Raw genomic sequence first — 14615 nt, 5'->3', positions numbered from 1 at the left:
TCCGCGAAGCGGAAGGCCCCGGCGGCGACCGTACCCCGTCGAATTCGGCTTCGCCGAACGCGCCTGCGGCGCGCCCCATCCGTCACCGCGCTTCGCGCGGCGACACCTTCCCCTACAGGGAAGGACAGGGCCCTTCATCCACCAGCGAGCACCGGACCATGAGCGAGCATCCCGTCCTCGAGACCCGCGACCTGACGATCCGCTTCGGCGGGCACGTGGCGGTGGACGCGGTGTCCTGCGCCTTCCGGCGCGGGACGCTGACCGCCATCGTCGGCCCGAACGGGGCGGGCAAGACGACCTATTTCAACCTGGTCTCCGGCCAGCTGAAGGCGACGTCCGGGCGCGTGCTGCTCAACGGCGAGGACGTGACGCGGCTCTCGGTGCCGGAGCGCTGCCGGCGGGGGATCGGGCGGGCCTTCCAGCTGACGAACCTGTTCCCGGGCCTCTCCGTGCGCGAGAACGTGCGGCTCGTCGCCCAGGCGCGGGCCGGGCGCGGGGCCAGACTGTTCACGATGGCCGAGGCCGACGTGGCGCTGATCGAGAAGGCCGAGCACGTGCTCGCCGAGGTGGGGCTGCTCGCCCGCGCCGATCTGACGGTGGGCGCGCTCTCCCACGGCGACCAGCGCAAGCTCGAGGTCGCGCTCCTGGTGGCGCTGGGCTCCGACGTGCTGATGTTCGACGAGCCGACGGCGGGGATGAGCGTCGACGAGGCGCCGGTGATCCTCGAGCTGATCCGCACGCTCAAGGCCGACGTCTCGAAGACGATCCTCCTCGTCGAGCACAAGATGGACGTGATCCGCTCGCTCGCCGACCGGATCGTCGTCCTGCACAACGGCGCCCTCGTCGCCGACGGGGAGCCGGCGCGGGTGATGGCCGAGCCCGTGGTGCAGGAGGCCTATCTCGGCGTCGATCTCGAGGAGGCCTCCGATGCCGCGTGAGCCGCTGCTCGAGCTGTCGGGCGTCCACACCCATATCGGGCGCTACCACATCCTCCAGGGCGTCGACCTCGTCGTGCCGGAGGGCGGCGTGACGGTGCTGCTCGGGCGCAACGGCGCGGGCAAGACGACGACGCTGCGCACGATCATGGGGCTGTGGGCGGCGTCCACGGGCGAGATCCGCTTCGCCGGGTCCTCGCTGCTCGCCACCGACACGCCGGGGCGGGCGCAGGCGGGCATCGCCTTCGTGCCGGAGAACATGGGCATTTTCACCGATCTCACGGTACGCGAGAACATGATCCTCGCCGCCCGCGACGGCGCGCCCGATCCGGAACGGCTGGAGCGGATCTTCGCGCTGTTCCCGCCGCTCGAGACGTTCTGGGCGCTCTCCGCCGGCAATCTCTCCGGCGGGCAGAAGCAGATGCTCGCCATCGCCCGCGCCATCGTCGAGCCGCGCCGGCTGATCCTGATCGACGAGCCGACCAAGGGCCTCGCGCCGGCCATCGTGAAGAGCCTCGTCGCCGCGCTCCAGGAGCTCAAGCGCACGGACACGACGATCCTGCTGGTCGAGCAGAACTTCGCCATGGCCAAGGCCGTGGGCGACACGGTCGCCGTGATGGACGACGGGCGGGTGATCCACGCCGGGTCCATGGCCGATCTCGCCGCGGACCGCGCCCTGCAGGAGACGCTGATGGGCCTGTCGCTGGAGACGCACGGATGACGACGACGAGCGCGATCCGCCCCCGCTTCCTCGAGCTCACCCCGGCCGAGCGGCTCAAGGCCGCCGCGCCGGTGCTGCTCACCCCGGCGCTGGCGCTGATCGGCCTCGCGGCGATCGGCGATCTCTCGATCTGGCTGACGCTCACGGTCGCAGGTCTCGCCATGGGCATGATGATCTTCATCATGGCCTCGGGCCTCACCGTCGTCTTCGGCCTGATGGACATCATCAATTTCGGCCACGGCGCCTTCATCGCGGTGGGCGCCTTCGTCGGCTTCACCCTGCTCGCGCGGATGACGGGGATGACCGGGGCGGACAGCGTCACGCTGAACCTGCTCGCCATGTTCGGCGCCATCGTCGTCGCCATGGCCGCCACCGCGCTCATGGGCTACGCCTTCGAGCGGGTGATCGTGAAGCCGGTCTACGGCTCGCATCTCAAGCAGATTCTCGTGACGATGGGCGGGCTGATCGTCGTCCAGCAGCTGATCGTCGTGATCTGGGGCCCGGACCGCATCCACCTCACCCGGCCCGAGACCCTGCGCGGGGCGATCATCGTGGGCGGGGCCGCGATCGAGAAGTACCGGCTGGTGGCGGTGGCGATCGGGCTCGCGCTCTTCGTCGCCATGCGCCTCGTCCTCACCCGCACCAAGGTGGGGCTCCTCGTGCGCGCGGGCGTCGAGAACGGGGAGATGGTCGAGGCGCTGGGCTACCGCATCAAGCGGCTCTTCCTCGTGACGTTCATGGTGGGCTCGGCGCTGGCCGGCCTCGGCGGGGTGATGTGGGGGCTCTACCAGGAGACGATCACGGCCCATATGGGCGCGGAGATCATGATCCTCGTCTTCATCGTGGTGATCATCGGCGGGCTCGGCTCGGTGGAGGGCTGCTTCATCGGCGCGCTGCTGGTGGGGCTGATGGCGAACTACACCGCCTTCCTGGCGCCCAAGGTGGCGCTCGTCTCGAATATCGGCCTCATGGTCGCGGTGCTGATGTGGCGCCCGCAGGGGCTCTATCCCGTCGTCAAGGCGAAGTGAGGAGGCGTCCGTGCTCGTCAAGCTGATCTCCGGCGACCGGCCCGGCAGCCCGCTCCTCGCGCTGGTGCTCGTCGCGATCCTGCTGGGCCTCGCCTTCGCGCCCTTCCTGTTCCCGGGCACGCGCTCGCTCGACACGGCGGCGCGGATCTGCATCTTCATCGTGCTGGTGGCGAGCTACGACCTGCTGCTCGGCTATTCCGGCATCGTCTCCTTCGCGCACACGATGTTCTTCGGCATCGGCGCCTACGGCGTCGCGATCGCGCTCGTCGCCATGGGGCCGACCTTCCCGGCGATCGCGCTCGGGCTCGTCGGCGGCGTCGTCTTCGCCAGCGTGCTGGCGGTGGCGATCGGGCTGTTCTCGCTGCGGGTGAAGGCGATCTTCTTCGCCATGGTGACGCTCGCGGTGGCGAGCGCCTTCGCGGTGCTGGTCTCGCAGCTCTCGACGATCACCGGCGGCGAGGACGGGCTGACCTTCCGCATCCCGCGCGCGCTCTCGCCGGCCTTCCGGCCGTTCGATGGAGAGCTCTTCGGCGTTCGCATCAACGGGCGCATCCTCGCCTATTATCTCGTCTTCGCCGCCGCGCTCGCGGCCTTTCTCGTTCTCCTGCGCATCGTCAACTCGCCCTTCGGGCGCGTGCTGCAGGCGATCCGCGAGAACGCCTTCCGGGCGGAGGCGATCGGCTACCGGGTCGTGCTCTACCGCACGGCGGCGACGGCGCTCTCGGCGGCGGCCGCCGCCTTCGCGGGGGCGCTGCTCGCGATCTGGCTGCGCTACGTGGGCCCGGCCTCGACGCTGTCGCTCGAGATCATGGTCGACATCCTGCTGATGGTGGTGATCGGCGGCATGGGGACGATGTACGGCGCGGTGATCGGCGCGACGCTGTTCCTCTTGGCGCAGAGCTACCTGCAGAACCTGATGGGCGTCGCCTCCGAGGCGGTCTCAGCCGTGCCGCTGGCCTCGGCGCTGATCCACCCCGATCGCTGGCTGATGTGGCTCGGCGTGCTGTTCATCCTCTCCGTCTACTTCTTCCCCACCGGGGTGGTCGGGCGGCTGCGCGGCAAGGCGTGAGATCGTGCATCTGCGCGAGGCGGGGAGCGGCCCGCCGCTCCTCCTCCTGCACGGCTGGACCTGCCACGGCGGCTTCTTCGACGACCTCGCGGCGCGGCTCTCCGCCGACGCGCGGGTGATCGCGCCGGACCTGCCCGGCCACGGGCTGACGCCGAGGGACGCCCATCCGCTCACCATCGAGGGGGCGGCCGACGCCTGCGCCGCGCTTCTCGCCGCGCGGGGGCTGCGGGACGTCGTGGTGGTCGGCTGGTCGATGGGCGCGGCGGTGGCCTGGTCGATGATCGCGCGGCACGGGACCGGGCGGCTCAAGGCGCTCGTCGTCGAGGAGATGTCGCCGCGGGTGCTCAACGACGCGACCTGGCGGCTCGGCATGCGCCACGGCCTCGACGCCGCCGGCAACGCGATCGTGCTGGAGCGCATGCGCGCGCGCTGGGAGGCGACCGCCGCCGCGGTGATCGAGGGCGTCTTCGCGGAAGGGATCGCGCCCGACCCCGCGCTTCTGGCGCCGTTCGTCCGCGACGTCCCGCGCGCCGACCCGGACGCGATGGCGGCGCTCTGGGCCTCGCTGACGGCGCAGGACTTTCGGGGGCTGCTGCCGGAGATCGGGATCCCGGTCGTGGTCGCCTACGGCGAAGGGAGCCGGCTCTACGCGCCGGAGGTGGCGCGCTGGCAGGTGGAGCGCCTGCCCTTCGGGCGATTGGCGCCCTTCGCGCGCTCCGGGCACGCGCCGCATCTGGAGGAGGCGGAGGCGTTCGCGGGGATGGTGAGGGGGGTGCTGAGTTGCTGATCGTGGATTGCCTGTGAAGTCTTCTTGCGCCCCTGCCGCGTTGATGTATGCTTCCGACGGGCGCTTTTCCTGCTCCTTTGGATGAGGCGCCCCCGAAGGCGGGCGGATGTGGGTTGCGACGCAGCGCGAGACGTGTCGAGACGGGCGCGACGCTTCCGGCTCGCATGGCATTCGGGTCGAGCTCGTTCTGCACGACCCACACCCCCGGCCCCTCTCCGCGGGGCAAGTCGATTCACGCGTCGTCCCGGGCCGCCGAGGGCCGGAAGAGCGGCCTCTCGGAAGGGCTCGGCGGGCGCGCCGAGCCTTCTCCTTCCCTGTAGGCGAAGGTGTCTCGGCGAAGCCGAGACGGATGGGGCGCGCGGCACGCGCGTTCGGCGAAGCCGAAACGGACGGTCGAGCCAGACGCCGCCGGGGCTTCCGCTTCGCGGAACGCGCCTTCGGCGCGCCCCATCCGTCACCGCGCTCCGCGCGGCGCCACCTTCCCCTACAGGGAAGGAAAACACGACGCGTCGCTCGCGCACATCATAATCAGGGGATGTGTGCATCGGCTAGCGGACGAAGGCGAGGGCTTCGACATGACTTTCCCGCGCGGCGGCGCGCGCGGCGGCAGGGGAGCGTCTATTTCGGGGATGCGAGCGTCGATCCGGTCCGGTGCGTGCTGGCGGTGCAGGACGTCGCGGCGCGGTGCGCGTGGTTCCGGCTCGCCGCGAAGGATGTGCGCATGCTGCGGATCGAGGAGAACAACGACCTGATGCCGGCGATCGAGGGGCCGGGACGCCCCGTCGCGGCGGAATAGCCGCCCCCCTACCCCACCCTGTCCTTCACGAACACCAGCGCCCGGCCCTCGGCGACCAGCGTCCCGTCCGCGCGGCGGCACTCGGTGGCGAGGTCGACGAGGTGCTTGTCGGGGCGAAGCCGCGTGACGGTGACGCTGGCGGTCAGCGGCTCGTCGTAGGGCGCGGGGGCGAGGAAGCGGGTCTCCTGCTTGAGGTAGTTGGTGCCGAAGCCCGGCAGCTCGACGCCGAGCAGATAGGAGAACAGGGCGTTGATCAGCGGCTCGGGCACGGCGGGCGGGGGCTCGGCCGCGCCGGCGAGCGCCGCGAAGGCGGCGGCGTCGGCGGCGGCGAAGGCGCGGGTGGTCTCGGCGCGGTCCCCTACCTTCATGACGTCTCTCCGACGAAGCAGGTCCCCGTCAGCGTCTCGACGCCGTCGGCGAGGCGGCGCACGACCACGTCGAGGACGTCCGGGTCGTCGGCGCGGAGCGTGACCGCGATGGCGAGGGGCTCGCCCGCATAGGAGGGCGCGGGGAACATCAGGTCCTGGCGGGCGTGCCGGCGGCCGGGATGGGCGGCGGCGATGAGCGCCCAGACCTTGGCGTGGATCAGCATGCCGTGGGAGACGGTGCGGCCGAAGCGGGTGCGGGCCGAGAAATCCGGGTCGACATGGATCGGGTTGTCGTCGCCGGAGAGGCGGGCGAAGAGGTCGAACTCCGCCTGCGTCGGCGTCCAGACGGCGAAGAGCCCGTCCTCGGGGGGCGTGTCGGTCATCGGTGCACCGTCGGGCTCTCTCCACGAAGGACGTGCTTTTGCACCTTGCCGGCGGCGGTGCGGGGGAGGTCCGCGCGCAGGACCACGTCGCGCGGGACCTTGTAGGCGGCGAGCCGCGCACGGCAGAAGGCGCGGATCGCGTCGGGATCGGGGGCGGCGCCGGGGCGCGGCACGAGGAAGGCGCGCCCGCTCTCGCCCCAGCGGGCGTCCGGCACGCCGACGACGACGGCCTCCATGACGTCCGGATGCTCGACGAGGACGCGCTCCACCTCGGCCGGATAGACGTTCTCGCCGCCCGAGATGTACATGTCCTTGATGCGGTCGACGATGACATAGTACCCGTCCGCGTCGCGGCGGGCGACGTCGCCGGAGCGCAGCCAGCCGTCGGCGGTGAAGGCGGCGGCCGTCGCCTCCGGGTTCTCGAAATAGCCCGGCGTCACGCCCGGGCCGCGGATCTGCAATTCGCCGGTCCCCTCCCCTGCGACGATGGAGCCGTCGGCGGCGGCGAGGCGCACCTCGGCGAGGATCTGCGGCTTGCCGACGGAGCCGATCTTCTCGGTCGCGGCGGCCTCGTCGATCAGGAAGACGGTGGGGCCGGTCTCGGTCATCCCCATGCCGTTGCGGACCCTGACGCCGCGCGTCGCGTAGAGGCGGATCAGCGGCTCGGGCAGGGGCGCGCCGCCGCAGCCGAAGGAGCGCACGCGGGAGAGGTCGATGTCGGCGAAGCGCGGCGAGAGCGCGAAGGCCTGATAGATCGCCGGCACGCCGAAGAAGGCGGTGACCTCCCCCGCCGCGAAGAGGTCGAGGCAGGCGTCCGGGTCGAACTTGCGCAGGACGTGGCTCGCGCCGCCGGCGAGGAAGACCGGGAGGGCGTAGAGGTTGATGCCCGCCGTATGGAACAGCGGCAGGAAGTTCACCGTGCGCTCGGCGGAGGTGATGTCCACCGCCTGGCCGATGTTGATCGCGTTCGCCCAGGCCATGCCGAAGGTCTGGATCACGGCCTTGGGCAGGCCGGTCGTGCCGGAGGTGGTGAGCAGGTACCAGGTCTCGTCAGCGCCGCGGGCGCCGTCGCTCGGAGGCTCGGGGCTCTCGGCGGCGAGCAGCGTCTCGAGGTCGTGGTCGGCGGCGCAGCCGGGCTCCAGCGCGATGCGCCTCATCGGGCGCTCCCCCGCGAGGGCGCCGGCGGTCTCGGCGCAGGCGGCGTCGTGCAGGAGGATGTCCATGCCGGCCTGCGCGACGATCGGGCCGAGCTCGGCGGCGGGCTGGCGCCAATTGAGCGGGACGAGGATCGCGCGCGCCTTCTGCGCCGCGAACAGGAGCGCGAAGAAATCCGGGCGATTGTGGCAAAGCACGCCGACGCGGTCGCCGGGCGCCGCGCCGAGGCGGGCGAGCGCCCGGGCGAGGCGGTTGGCGCGCGCCTCGACCTCGGCGAAGGTGATGGCCGCGCCGGTCTCCACGTCGCGGAAGGCGACGGCGCGCCCGGAGAGCTCGGCGCGCTTTGCCGCCATGTCGGTCACGAACCGCATAGGACGTCTCCCTTCGGATCCAACCGATACGGACATCGGCTCGCGCCGTTCGACGCCCGGAAACATGGCCTCGTGGAAGAGCTAGGTGGGCGCGCCGACCCTTCTCCTTCCCTGTAGGGGAAGGTGGCTCGGCGAAGCCGAGACGGATGGGGCGCGCGACACGCGCGTTCGGCGTAGCCGAAATCGACGGTCGAGATGGACGCCACCGGGGGCTTCCGCTTCGCGGAACGCGTCGCTGCGCGCCGCGCCCCATCCGTCACGCCGCTACGCGGCGCGCCACCTTCCCCTACAGGGAAGGAGCGATGACGCGTTGCGCGTGCACGACCCGGAGGGTCAGGCAGTCCACATCCTGCTCGATGAGATGCGTTCATGCGTCCACCCTCGGGCTATGCCGCCGGCCGGCCGCGGCGGGCGAGGAAGGCCTCCATGCCCGCGCGGGTCTCGGGGCGGACCACGAGGGCGAGGAAGGCCTGCCGTTCGGCCTCGAGCCGCAGGGCGAGGGCGGCGCGGCGGGCGTCGTCCCAGACGAGCCGGCGCGCGGCGCGCAGGGTCTCGCGGTCCTGCTCGGCGATGGCCGCGAGCCAGGCCGAGACGGTGTCCTCCAGCGCGGCGGCGGGCGTGACGGCGTCGGCGAGGCCGAGGCGCAGCGCGTCCGGCGCGGCGATGCGGGCGTTCACCGCCTGGGCGCCGAGGGCGCGCTGCGGCCCGATGCGCTCGGGCAGGAGGGCCGTCCAGCCGCCGTCGGGGGCGAAGCCGACGGCGCCGTACCAGGGCTGCAGGAAAGCGTCGTCGGCGAGCGCGACGAGATCGGCGGCGAGGACGAGGCCGGCCGCGCCGCCGGTCACCGCGCCCCGCACGGACGCGATGACGGGCACGGGGGCGGCGACGAGGTCGAGGATCGCGGCGTTGAGCAGCCCGACGATCTCGCCGGCATAGGCGCGCAAGGCCGCCTCGCCTCGCGCGGCCGCATCGCGGAAGGCGCCGACGTCGCCGCCGGTGGAGAAGGAGCGCCCCTCCCCCGCGAGCACGATCGTCCGCGCCGGCGAGGCGCAGGCCTCGGCGAGGGCGGCGCGTAGGTCGGCGAGGAGCTCGGGCACGAGGGCGTTGTGGCGCTGCGGGCGCGCCAGCGTCACCCGCGCGGCGGGGCCGTCGATCGCGAGGGTGGCGAGGCGGCCGGGCGTCACGGGCGCTCCCCCGGCGTGAGCCCGTGCAGGATCATGGCGTGCGCGCCCTCGACGAGCTCCTCGACCGGGCGGGTCTCGCCGAAGACGACGTAGCGCTCGCCGAGGGTGACGGAAATCCCGATCAGCATCCAGGCGCGGGTCTCGTCGTCGCCGGGGCGGATCTCGCCGCGGGCGGCCGCCGCCGCGAGCCCTTCGCGATAGCCGTCGGCGAAGGACTGGAAATAGGCGCGGTAGACGGCGGGGGCGACGAACAAAGCCTCGCGGATGATGCGGTAGAGCGACGGGTGGGCGATGACGAAGGCGAGGAAGGCGCGCAGGCCCGCCTTCTCGGCGGCGAGCCGGTCGGGCGCGCCCTCGGTCGCGGCGGTGAGCGCCCGGCGCAGGGAGCGGCCCATGTCGAGAACGAGCGCCTCGAACACCTCCTCCTTCGAGCGGAAGTAGATGTAGAACGTCCCCGACGCGACCCGCGCCTCCCGCGTGATCGCGGTGATCGAGGCGTCGTTGAAGCCCACCGCCCCGATGACGCGCTGCGCGGCGTCGAGAATGGCGCGGCGTGTGGCCTCGCCGCGGGCGGTTTTCGGGCTGGGCGGCTTGGGGGGCGAGGCGGCTTTGGGGCTCGGGGCGGGCTCGGGCACGGGCGCGTCCACATGAAAGGTGAACCAGTCTTCATATTCGGCCGGAGCGAGGGTTCCGTCAAGCGGGGCTGCGCAGCCGGCGAGACGGAGCGGCGACGCGGTCATCCGATCGGGTGACGCGACGCGACGAAAACCGGCTGAAACAAAAGCGACGCTCCGCGACGTCGTGGGGAAACGCGGCCGTTCCAGGGTGGCGTCCGTCGCGATGCGGCTTTGAACCGAATGCCGGCTCGCGACGACGAAGACCCCAGAGACCAGAGAGACCCCCGATGTCGACCCTGACCGACCGCCACCTCGCCGTCCTCCCCGCCGCCGCCCCGGCCCTGCCGGCGCGCACGCCCTCCGCCCTCGCCCGCGTCGTCGCGACGATCCTCCAGTGGCGCCGCCGCGCCGCCGGCCGTCGGGCCCTCGCCGAGATGTCGCCGCGCATGCTCGCCGACATCGGCGTCAGCCGCTTCGAGGCGGGGGAGGAAGCCTCGAAACCCTTCTGGCGCACCTGAACCAAAGAGGAGACCGCCATGCCCGCCCTTCGCCGCCTCGCCTTCTGTGGCCTTCTCGCCGCCGCCTTCGCCGCACCCTTCGCGCTGAACGCCAGCGTGGCTCCGCAGAAGCACCAGGACCGGCTCCCCGCCTACGGTGCGGGCCCGGCGACGGACAGCGCCGCTCTCGCGGCGTTCGAGCCCGGCCTGAACGGGCGCGGCGACCGGCTCGCGCCGGGCGCGATCGCCCATTGCGATCCGCGTCCCTGGCTGAACGACGCCCCGACCTGCCTGCGTCCCGCGACCGCCGACGAGCCCGCGCGCCTGGTGCGCGTCGTCACGATCGAGCAGCGCGTCGGACCCGCGACCTCCGCCCTCGTGCGCACGACGCTCGAGCAGGTCGCCGCCCGCTGATCCGCCCGCACCCAGGAGGTCCCCGATGTCCGCGACCATCGCCCCCGCCCCGACCGCGCAGCCGAAGGCGCCGTCCTGGCGCGCCGCCACGCTCGGCTTCACGCTCTCGCTCACCGCGACGACCGTCCTCGCCTTCGGCCTCGCCGCCCTCTGATCCCGCCGTCCGGCGGGGTCAGTCGTCGAGCCCGCTCGGATGGTAGATGTAGCCGGCGCCGCGCACCGTCTTGATGTAGCGCGGCCGCGCCGGATCCGGCTCGATCTTGCGCCGCATGCGCGTGATGCGCACGTCGATCGAGCGGTCGAAGGCGTCCGGATCGCGGGCGTCGGCGAGGTCGAGCAGCCGATCGCGCGACAAGACCCGCGACGGGTGATCGTGAAACGCCTTCAGCAGAGCGAATTCCGAGCGGGTCAGCACGAGCCGCCCGCCGTCGTCGTCGCGCAGCTGATAGCTGTCGAGATGCAGCCATTTCGTGCCGAAGCGCACGACGTTCTCCGCCATGTCCGCCGCCGCGCCGTTGCCCGCCGGCGCCGGCCCGCCGGTCGCGCCGCGGCGCAGCACCGAGCGGATGCGCGCGACGAGCTCGCGCAGCTCGCAGGGCTTGGCGACGTAATCGTCCGCGCCGAGCTCCAGGCCGACCACGCGGTCGATCGGGCTCGCGGTCGCGGTGAGCATGATCACAGGAAGGGCGCGCGCGGCCTTGAGCCGGCGCACGATCGAGAGCCCGTCCTCCTCCGGCATGTTGAGATCGAGCACGACGAGATCGGCCGCGCCCCGCTCGAGCGCGGCGAACAGGCTGGCGCCGCCGTCGCACAGGCCGACCTCGAAGCCGTGCATCTTCAGATAGTCGCCGACCATCTCCCGGGCGGCGGGCTCGTCGTCGACGACGAGGATGCGGGCGGCGGCGCTCATGCGGCGGGATTTCCGTTGGACGAGGGAATGCGGATGGTGAAGGTGGCGCCGAGCCCAGGCCCCGGGCTCGTCGCCTGCGCCTCGCCGCCGTGCAATTCGGCGATGCGGCGCACGATGGAGAGGCCGAGGCCGGTGGAGCCCTCGCCGGCGGTGGGCTTGGCGGAGAGGCGCTGGAAGCGGCCGAAGACGCGCGCGACGTCCTCCGGCATCAGGCCGGGCCCCCGGTCGCGCACGGCGACCGCCGCCTCTTCGGTCTCGCCGGTCACCGCGACGGAGATGGGCGCGCCGATCGGGCTGTACTTGATGGCGTTGGAGACGAGGTTCTCGATCGCCTCGCGCAGCCGGTCCTGATCGCCGATGGCCGGCACGGGCGCGGGCGCCTCCAGCGCGATCGCCTGGCCCTTGCGCTCGGCGAGCGGGCGGTTCGCCTCGATCACCTCGCGGGCGAGGGCGGCGAGGTCGAGGGGCTCGCGGCGGATGGAGATGTCGAGGGCGTCGTTCATGGCGTCGGCGACGAGCGTTCCGACCATGTCGGTAAGCTGGCGGGCGGTCTCGCGGATGTGGCCGACCTGGGCGCGCATCGTGTCGCGCGCGGGCTCGGGCATGCCGAGGAGGTCCTCCAGCATCTCGGCGCGGCCGAGGATGACGGCGAGCGGGTTCTTCAGGTCGTGCGCGACGGTGCCGAGGATCTCGCTTTTCAGCTGGTTCGCCCGGCGCAGGTCGGCGCGCTGGTCGGCGAGCCGGCGATTGGCGCGGATCAGCTCGGAGGTGCGCGCCACGACGCGCTCCTCCAGCCGGGCATTGGCCTCCTGCAGCTCCTCGTAGAGAAGCACGTTGTCGAAGGCGACGGAGAGCCGGCTCGAGAACAGCTCGACCAGGGCCCGGTCGGTCTCGGACAGGGGCCGGGCGGATTCGATCACGACGACGACCTCGCGGCCGCTGCCGGTGCGCGAATAGAGCACGGTGCGCACGCCCTCGAAGGCGTGGCCGCGACGCTCCAGCGCGTCGCGCACGCAGGTCCGCAGCTCCTCGCTCAGCGACGAGCCCGAGCCGGAATGGTCGCGATAGCAGCCGGAGCCGGCGAGGACGGCGATGTCCTCCCCCTGCCCGCTCTCGCGCAGGACGAGGATGCCGGCGCAGTCGACGCCCAGCAGCGTCGCGATCTGGGTGAGGACGCCCTGCGCCAGCTTGCGCACGGAGCGCAGGTCGAACAGCATCGAGGCGGCGTCGACGATGATCTCGAGCCCGCGCCGGGTCGCCTCGAGGCGCTCGAGCTGCTGGTAGCCGCGGAGCGCCGCGGTGACGGAGGTGAAGAGCTTGTCGGCGGTGAGCTCGGTCTTCGCCTTGTAGTCGTTGATGTCGTAATCGACGATGACGGCGCGCTCCGGCGCCTGGCCGGGCTGGCCAGTGCGCAGGATGATGCGCACCGTGCGATTGCCGAGCTCGCGGCGGATCTCGTCGACGAGCCTCAGGCCGGCGTCGTCCGTCTCCATCACCACGTCGAGGAGGACGATGGCGACGTCCGGGCGGGCGGCGAGGATCTCCTTGCCCTCGCGCGCCGAGTAGGCGGAGAGGATCTCGAGCGACCGGCCGTCGAGCTCGTAGTCGAACAGGGCGAAGCGCGTGCCCTCGTGCACCGCCGCGTCGTCGTCGACGACGAGCACGGTCCAGGCGCCCGCCTCGGTCGGCTTCCCCTGAGGATCGTCCTCGACGATCTCGACGACGTCTTCGTTCATGACAGATCCCGCACGGTTGGGCGGCTCATCGTCGCCATCATTGTACCAGGTCGACGCCCTTGAACAGATGCCGGCCGAGCGGGTCCATGACGAAACCCACCACTTCCTTACGGGCCGCCATGAACACCACGGAATGGGCGAGCGGGATCCAGGGCCGCTCCCGGGCGACGATCTCCTGCGCCTCGTGGTAGAGCGCCGTGCGCGCGTCCTGGTCGGAGATTTCGCGCGCCCGGGTGACGAGGGAATCGTAGGCCGGGTCGCACCATTTGGCGACGTTGTTGCCGCCGGGGCGCGCGGCGGTGCAGCCGAGCAGCACGTTGAGGAAATTGTCGGGATCGCCGTTGTCGCCGGTCCAGCCGAACAGGCCCATGGGCGCCTCGCCCGCCTGGAGGGTGAGGCGATAGGCGTCCCAGTCGGCGGTCTTCAGCGCGAGGCGGATGCCGAGCTTGGAGAGGTCCGCCTGGATCATCTCGGCGATGCGCTTGCCGTCCGGCGCGTAGGGGCGGCTCACCGGCATGTACCAGAGCGCGCTCTCGAAGCCGTCGGCGAGGCCGGCCTCGGCGAGGAGGCGCTGGGCGGCGTCGATGTCGACGGGATCGGGCGCGATGGCGTCGTTGTAGGCCCAGAGCGTCGGCGGGATCGGGTTCTTGGCGGCGAGGCCGGCGCCGCCGTAGACCGTGTCGATGATCGCTTGCTTGTCGATGGCGTGGCTGATCGCCTGGCGCACGCGCGGATCGTCGAAGGGCTCCATCGTCACGTTCATGGCCATGTAGCCGATGTTGAGGCCTTCCTGCTCGAGCAGGACGAGATCCGGGTCGGCGGCGATGGTCGCGACGTCGGCGGGATCAGGGAAGGCCATGACGTGGCACTCGCCGGCGCGCAGCTTGGCGAGGCGCACGGCCGGGTTCGGCGTGATGGAGAAGACGAGCCGGTCGATGGGCTGGCGCCCGCCCCAATAGTTCTCGAAGGCCCGGTAGCGCACGGCGACGGTCTCGCGATAGTCGACGAGCACGAAGGGGCCGGTGCCGATCGGCCGCGCGTCGAGCGCCTCGGGCGCGCCCGTCTCCAGCAGGGTCGCGGCGTATTCGGCGGAGAGGATGGCGTTGAACGGATCGGCGAGCGTCGCGAGGAACGGCGCGTGGGGGCGCGTGAGCCGGATGCGCACGGTCATGGGGTCGAGCGCCTCGATGGATTCGAGCAGCTCGCCCATGCCGTTGTCCTTGAAATAGTCGTAGCGCCCGCCCGAGACGTGGTGGAAGGGGTGATCCTCCTTCCATTGCCGCTCGAGCGAGAACAGCACGTCCTCGGCGTTCATGGGGCGTGTCGGCGTGAAGTCCTCGCGAGTGTGGAAGGGCACGCCCGCACGCAGGCGGAAGACGTATTCGAGCCCGTCCTGCGAGATCTCCCAGCTCTCGGCGAGGCCGGGGACGAGACGCGCGCCGCCGGCCTCGAACTCGACGAGGGAATCGAACATCGGGCGCGCCGCGTTCATGCCGGTGGTCGTGGTGACGAGCTGGGGGTTGAGCGCTTCCGGCTCGCCCTCCGAGCAGAAGACGAGGGTCTTCGCCGCGGCCGGCGCCGCGGCGAGGGCGAGGCCCGCGAGGAGGAACGAGGCGAGAGCGGCGAGGGTCGGGCGCATCGGTG

General features: G+C 72.0%; 17 protein-coding genes. 9 read left to right on the top strand and 8 right to left on the bottom strand.

Annotated features, from left to right (window positions below; translation table 11 throughout):
• Window positions 1-158 precede the first annotated feature (158 nt).
• The 6 genes from ABL310_RS10165 (at window position 159) to ABL310_RS10140 (ending at window position 5336) form a co-directional block, all read left to right on the top strand.
• A complete protein-coding gene (locus ABL310_RS10165) occupies window positions 159-938 on the top strand; it encodes an ABC transporter ATP-binding protein (RefSeq protein ID WP_349371559.1) in 780 nt (259 codons plus the stop codon).
• Window positions 928-1656 carry an ABC transporter ATP-binding protein gene (locus ABL310_RS10160; protein WP_349371558.1) on the top strand — a complete coding sequence of 243 codons (729 nt, stop codon included), beginning with the start codon at window positions 928-930 and terminating at the stop codon, window positions 1654-1656. Before ABL310_RS10165 ends, ABL310_RS10160 begins: the two co-directional genes overlap by 11 nt.
• A complete protein-coding gene (locus ABL310_RS10155; protein WP_349371557.1) occupies window positions 1653-2684 on the top strand; it encodes a branched-chain amino acid ABC transporter permease in 1032 nt (343 codons plus the stop codon). Before ABL310_RS10160 ends, ABL310_RS10155 begins: the two co-directional genes overlap by 4 nt.
• A 10-nt stretch (window positions 2685-2694) precedes the next feature.
• A complete protein-coding gene (locus ABL310_RS10150) occupies window positions 2695-3753 on the top strand; it encodes a branched-chain amino acid ABC transporter permease (RefSeq protein WP_349371556.1) in 1059 nt (352 codons plus the stop codon).
• Between the two features lie 4 nt (window positions 3754-3757).
• Entirely contained in the window at window positions 3758-4540 is a 783-nt protein-coding gene (locus tag ABL310_RS10145) for an alpha/beta fold hydrolase (RefSeq protein ID WP_349371555.1), read from the top strand.
• Between the two features lie 664 nt (window positions 4541-5204).
• Window positions 5205-5336, top strand: a complete 132-nt coding sequence (locus ABL310_RS10140) for a hypothetical protein (protein ID WP_349371554.1) — start codon at window positions 5205-5207, stop codon at window positions 5334-5336.
• 8 nt (window positions 5337-5344) lie between these two features.
• Here ABL310_RS10140 and ABL310_RS10135 read toward each other — a convergent pair whose 3' ends face one another.
• The 5 genes from ABL310_RS10135 to ABL310_RS10115 all read right to left on the bottom strand — a co-directional run bounded on the left by ABL310_RS10135 (window position 5345) and on the right by ABL310_RS10115 (window position 9432).
• Window positions 5345-5704, bottom strand: coding sequence for a phosphate acetyltransferase (locus ABL310_RS10135; protein ID WP_349371553.1), 360 nt, complete (start codon window positions 5702-5704; stop codon window positions 5345-5347).
• Window positions 5701-6087 carry a MaoC/PaaZ C-terminal domain-containing protein gene (locus ABL310_RS10130; RefSeq protein WP_349371552.1) on the bottom strand — a complete coding sequence of 129 codons (387 nt, stop codon included), beginning with the start codon at window positions 6085-6087 and terminating at the stop codon, window positions 5701-5703. The genes ABL310_RS10135 and ABL310_RS10130 overlap by 4 nt, the downstream gene beginning before the upstream one ends.
• Window positions 6084-7613 (bottom strand): AMP-binding protein, encoded by a 1530-nt coding sequence (locus ABL310_RS10125; RefSeq protein WP_349371551.1) that lies wholly within the window; start codon window positions 7611-7613, stop codon window positions 6084-6086. Before ABL310_RS10125 ends, ABL310_RS10130 begins: the two co-directional genes overlap by 4 nt.
• 386 nt (window positions 7614-7999) lie before the next feature.
• Window positions 8000-8797, bottom strand: coding sequence for an enoyl-CoA hydratase/isomerase family protein (locus ABL310_RS10120; RefSeq protein ID WP_349371550.1), 798 nt, complete (start codon window positions 8795-8797; stop codon window positions 8000-8002).
• Window positions 8794-9432, bottom strand: a complete 639-nt coding sequence (locus ABL310_RS10115; protein ID WP_349371549.1) for a TetR/AcrR family transcriptional regulator — start codon at window positions 9430-9432, stop codon at window positions 8794-8796. The genes ABL310_RS10120 and ABL310_RS10115 overlap by 4 nt, the downstream gene beginning before the upstream one ends.
• Before the next feature lie 269 nt (window positions 9433-9701).
• Between ABL310_RS10115 and ABL310_RS10110 the strand changes: the two genes are divergently transcribed.
• From ABL310_RS10110 to ABL310_RS10100, 3 genes are read left to right on the top strand one after another with little or no spacing between them, the layout of a single operon-like run.
• Entirely contained in the window at window positions 9702-9932 is a 231-nt protein-coding gene (locus tag ABL310_RS10110; protein ID WP_349371548.1) for a DUF1127 domain-containing protein, read from the top strand.
• Window positions 9933-9950: 18 nt separating this feature from the next.
• Window positions 9951-10325 carry a hypothetical protein gene (locus tag ABL310_RS10105; protein WP_349371547.1) on the top strand — a complete coding sequence of 125 codons (375 nt, stop codon included), beginning with the start codon at window positions 9951-9953 and terminating at the stop codon, window positions 10323-10325.
• Window positions 10326-10350: 25 nt separating this feature from the next.
• A complete protein-coding gene (locus ABL310_RS10100) occupies window positions 10351-10479 on the top strand; it encodes a hypothetical protein (protein WP_349371546.1) in 129 nt (42 codons plus the stop codon).
• An 18-nt stretch (window positions 10480-10497) separates the two neighbouring features.
• Here the strand turns inward: ABL310_RS10100 and ABL310_RS10095 are convergent, their stop codons facing one another.
• From ABL310_RS10095 to ABL310_RS10085, 3 genes are read right to left on the bottom strand one after another with little or no spacing between them, the layout of a single operon-like run.
• Complete coding sequence (locus tag ABL310_RS10095; RefSeq protein WP_349371545.1) at window positions 10498-11235, bottom strand: response regulator; 738 nt, start codon at window positions 11233-11235, stop codon at window positions 10498-10500.
• Window positions 11232-12971, bottom strand: coding sequence for a DUF3369 domain-containing protein (locus tag ABL310_RS10090; RefSeq protein ID WP_349371544.1), 1740 nt, complete (start codon window positions 12969-12971; stop codon window positions 11232-11234). The genes ABL310_RS10095 and ABL310_RS10090 overlap by 4 nt, the downstream gene beginning before the upstream one ends.
• Window positions 12972-13008: 37 nt before the next feature.
• Window positions 13009-14610 carry an ABC transporter substrate-binding protein gene (locus ABL310_RS10085; protein ID WP_349371543.1) on the bottom strand — a complete coding sequence of 534 codons (1602 nt, stop codon included), beginning with the start codon at window positions 14608-14610 and terminating at the stop codon, window positions 13009-13011.
• Window positions 14611-14615 lie beyond the last annotated feature (5 nt).

The organism is Salinarimonas sp., from assembly GCF_040111675.1.
GTDB lineage: Bacteria > Pseudomonadota > Alphaproteobacteria > Rhizobiales > Beijerinckiaceae > Salinarimonas.
This window is presented reverse-complemented; position numbering and strand designations above follow the sequence as displayed.

What these genes read in the sequence shown, in the direction of transcription:
- ABL310_RS10165 (WP_349371559.1), top strand. Translation starts at nt 159, where the DNA reads ATGAGCGAGCATCCCGTCCTCGAGACCCGCGACCTGACGATCCGCTTC.
- ABL310_RS10160 (WP_349371558.1), top strand. Translation starts at nt 928, where the DNA reads ATGCCGCGTGAGCCGCTGCTCGAGCTGTCGGGCGTCCACACCCATATC.
- ABL310_RS10155 (WP_349371557.1), top strand. Translation starts at nt 1,653, where the DNA reads ATGACGACGACGAGCGCGATCCGCCCCCGCTTCCTCGAGCTCACCCCG.
- ABL310_RS10135 (WP_349371553.1), bottom strand. Translation starts at nt 5,704, where the DNA reads ATGAAGGTAGGGGACCGCGCCGAGACCACCCGCGCCTTCGCCGCCGCC.
- ABL310_RS10130 (WP_349371552.1), bottom strand. Translation starts at nt 6,087, where the DNA reads ATGACCGACACGCCCCCCGAGGACGGGCTCTTCGCCGTCTGGACGCCG.
- ABL310_RS10125 (WP_349371551.1), bottom strand. Translation starts at nt 7,613, where the DNA reads ATGCGGTTCGTGACCGACATGGCGGCAAAGCGCGCCGAGCTCTCCGGG.
- ABL310_RS10110 (WP_349371548.1), top strand. Translation starts at nt 9,702, where the DNA reads ATGTCGACCCTGACCGACCGCCACCTCGCCGTCCTCCCCGCCGCCGCC.
- ABL310_RS10105 (WP_349371547.1), top strand. Translation starts at nt 9,951, where the DNA reads ATGCCCGCCCTTCGCCGCCTCGCCTTCTGTGGCCTTCTCGCCGCCGCC.
- ABL310_RS10100 (WP_349371546.1), top strand. Translation starts at nt 10,351, where the DNA reads ATGTCCGCGACCATCGCCCCCGCCCCGACCGCGCAGCCGAAGGCGCCG.
- ABL310_RS10095 (WP_349371545.1), bottom strand. Translation starts at nt 11,235, where the DNA reads ATGAGCGCCGCCGCCCGCATCCTCGTCGTCGACGACGAGCCCGCCGCC.
- ABL310_RS10090 (WP_349371544.1), bottom strand. Translation starts at nt 12,971, where the DNA reads ATGAACGAAGACGTCGTCGAGATCGTCGAGGACGATCCTCAGGGGAAG.
- ABL310_RS10085 (WP_349371543.1), bottom strand. Translation starts at nt 14,610, where the DNA reads ATGCGCCCGACCCTCGCCGCTCTCGCCTCGTTCCTCCTCGCGGGCCTC.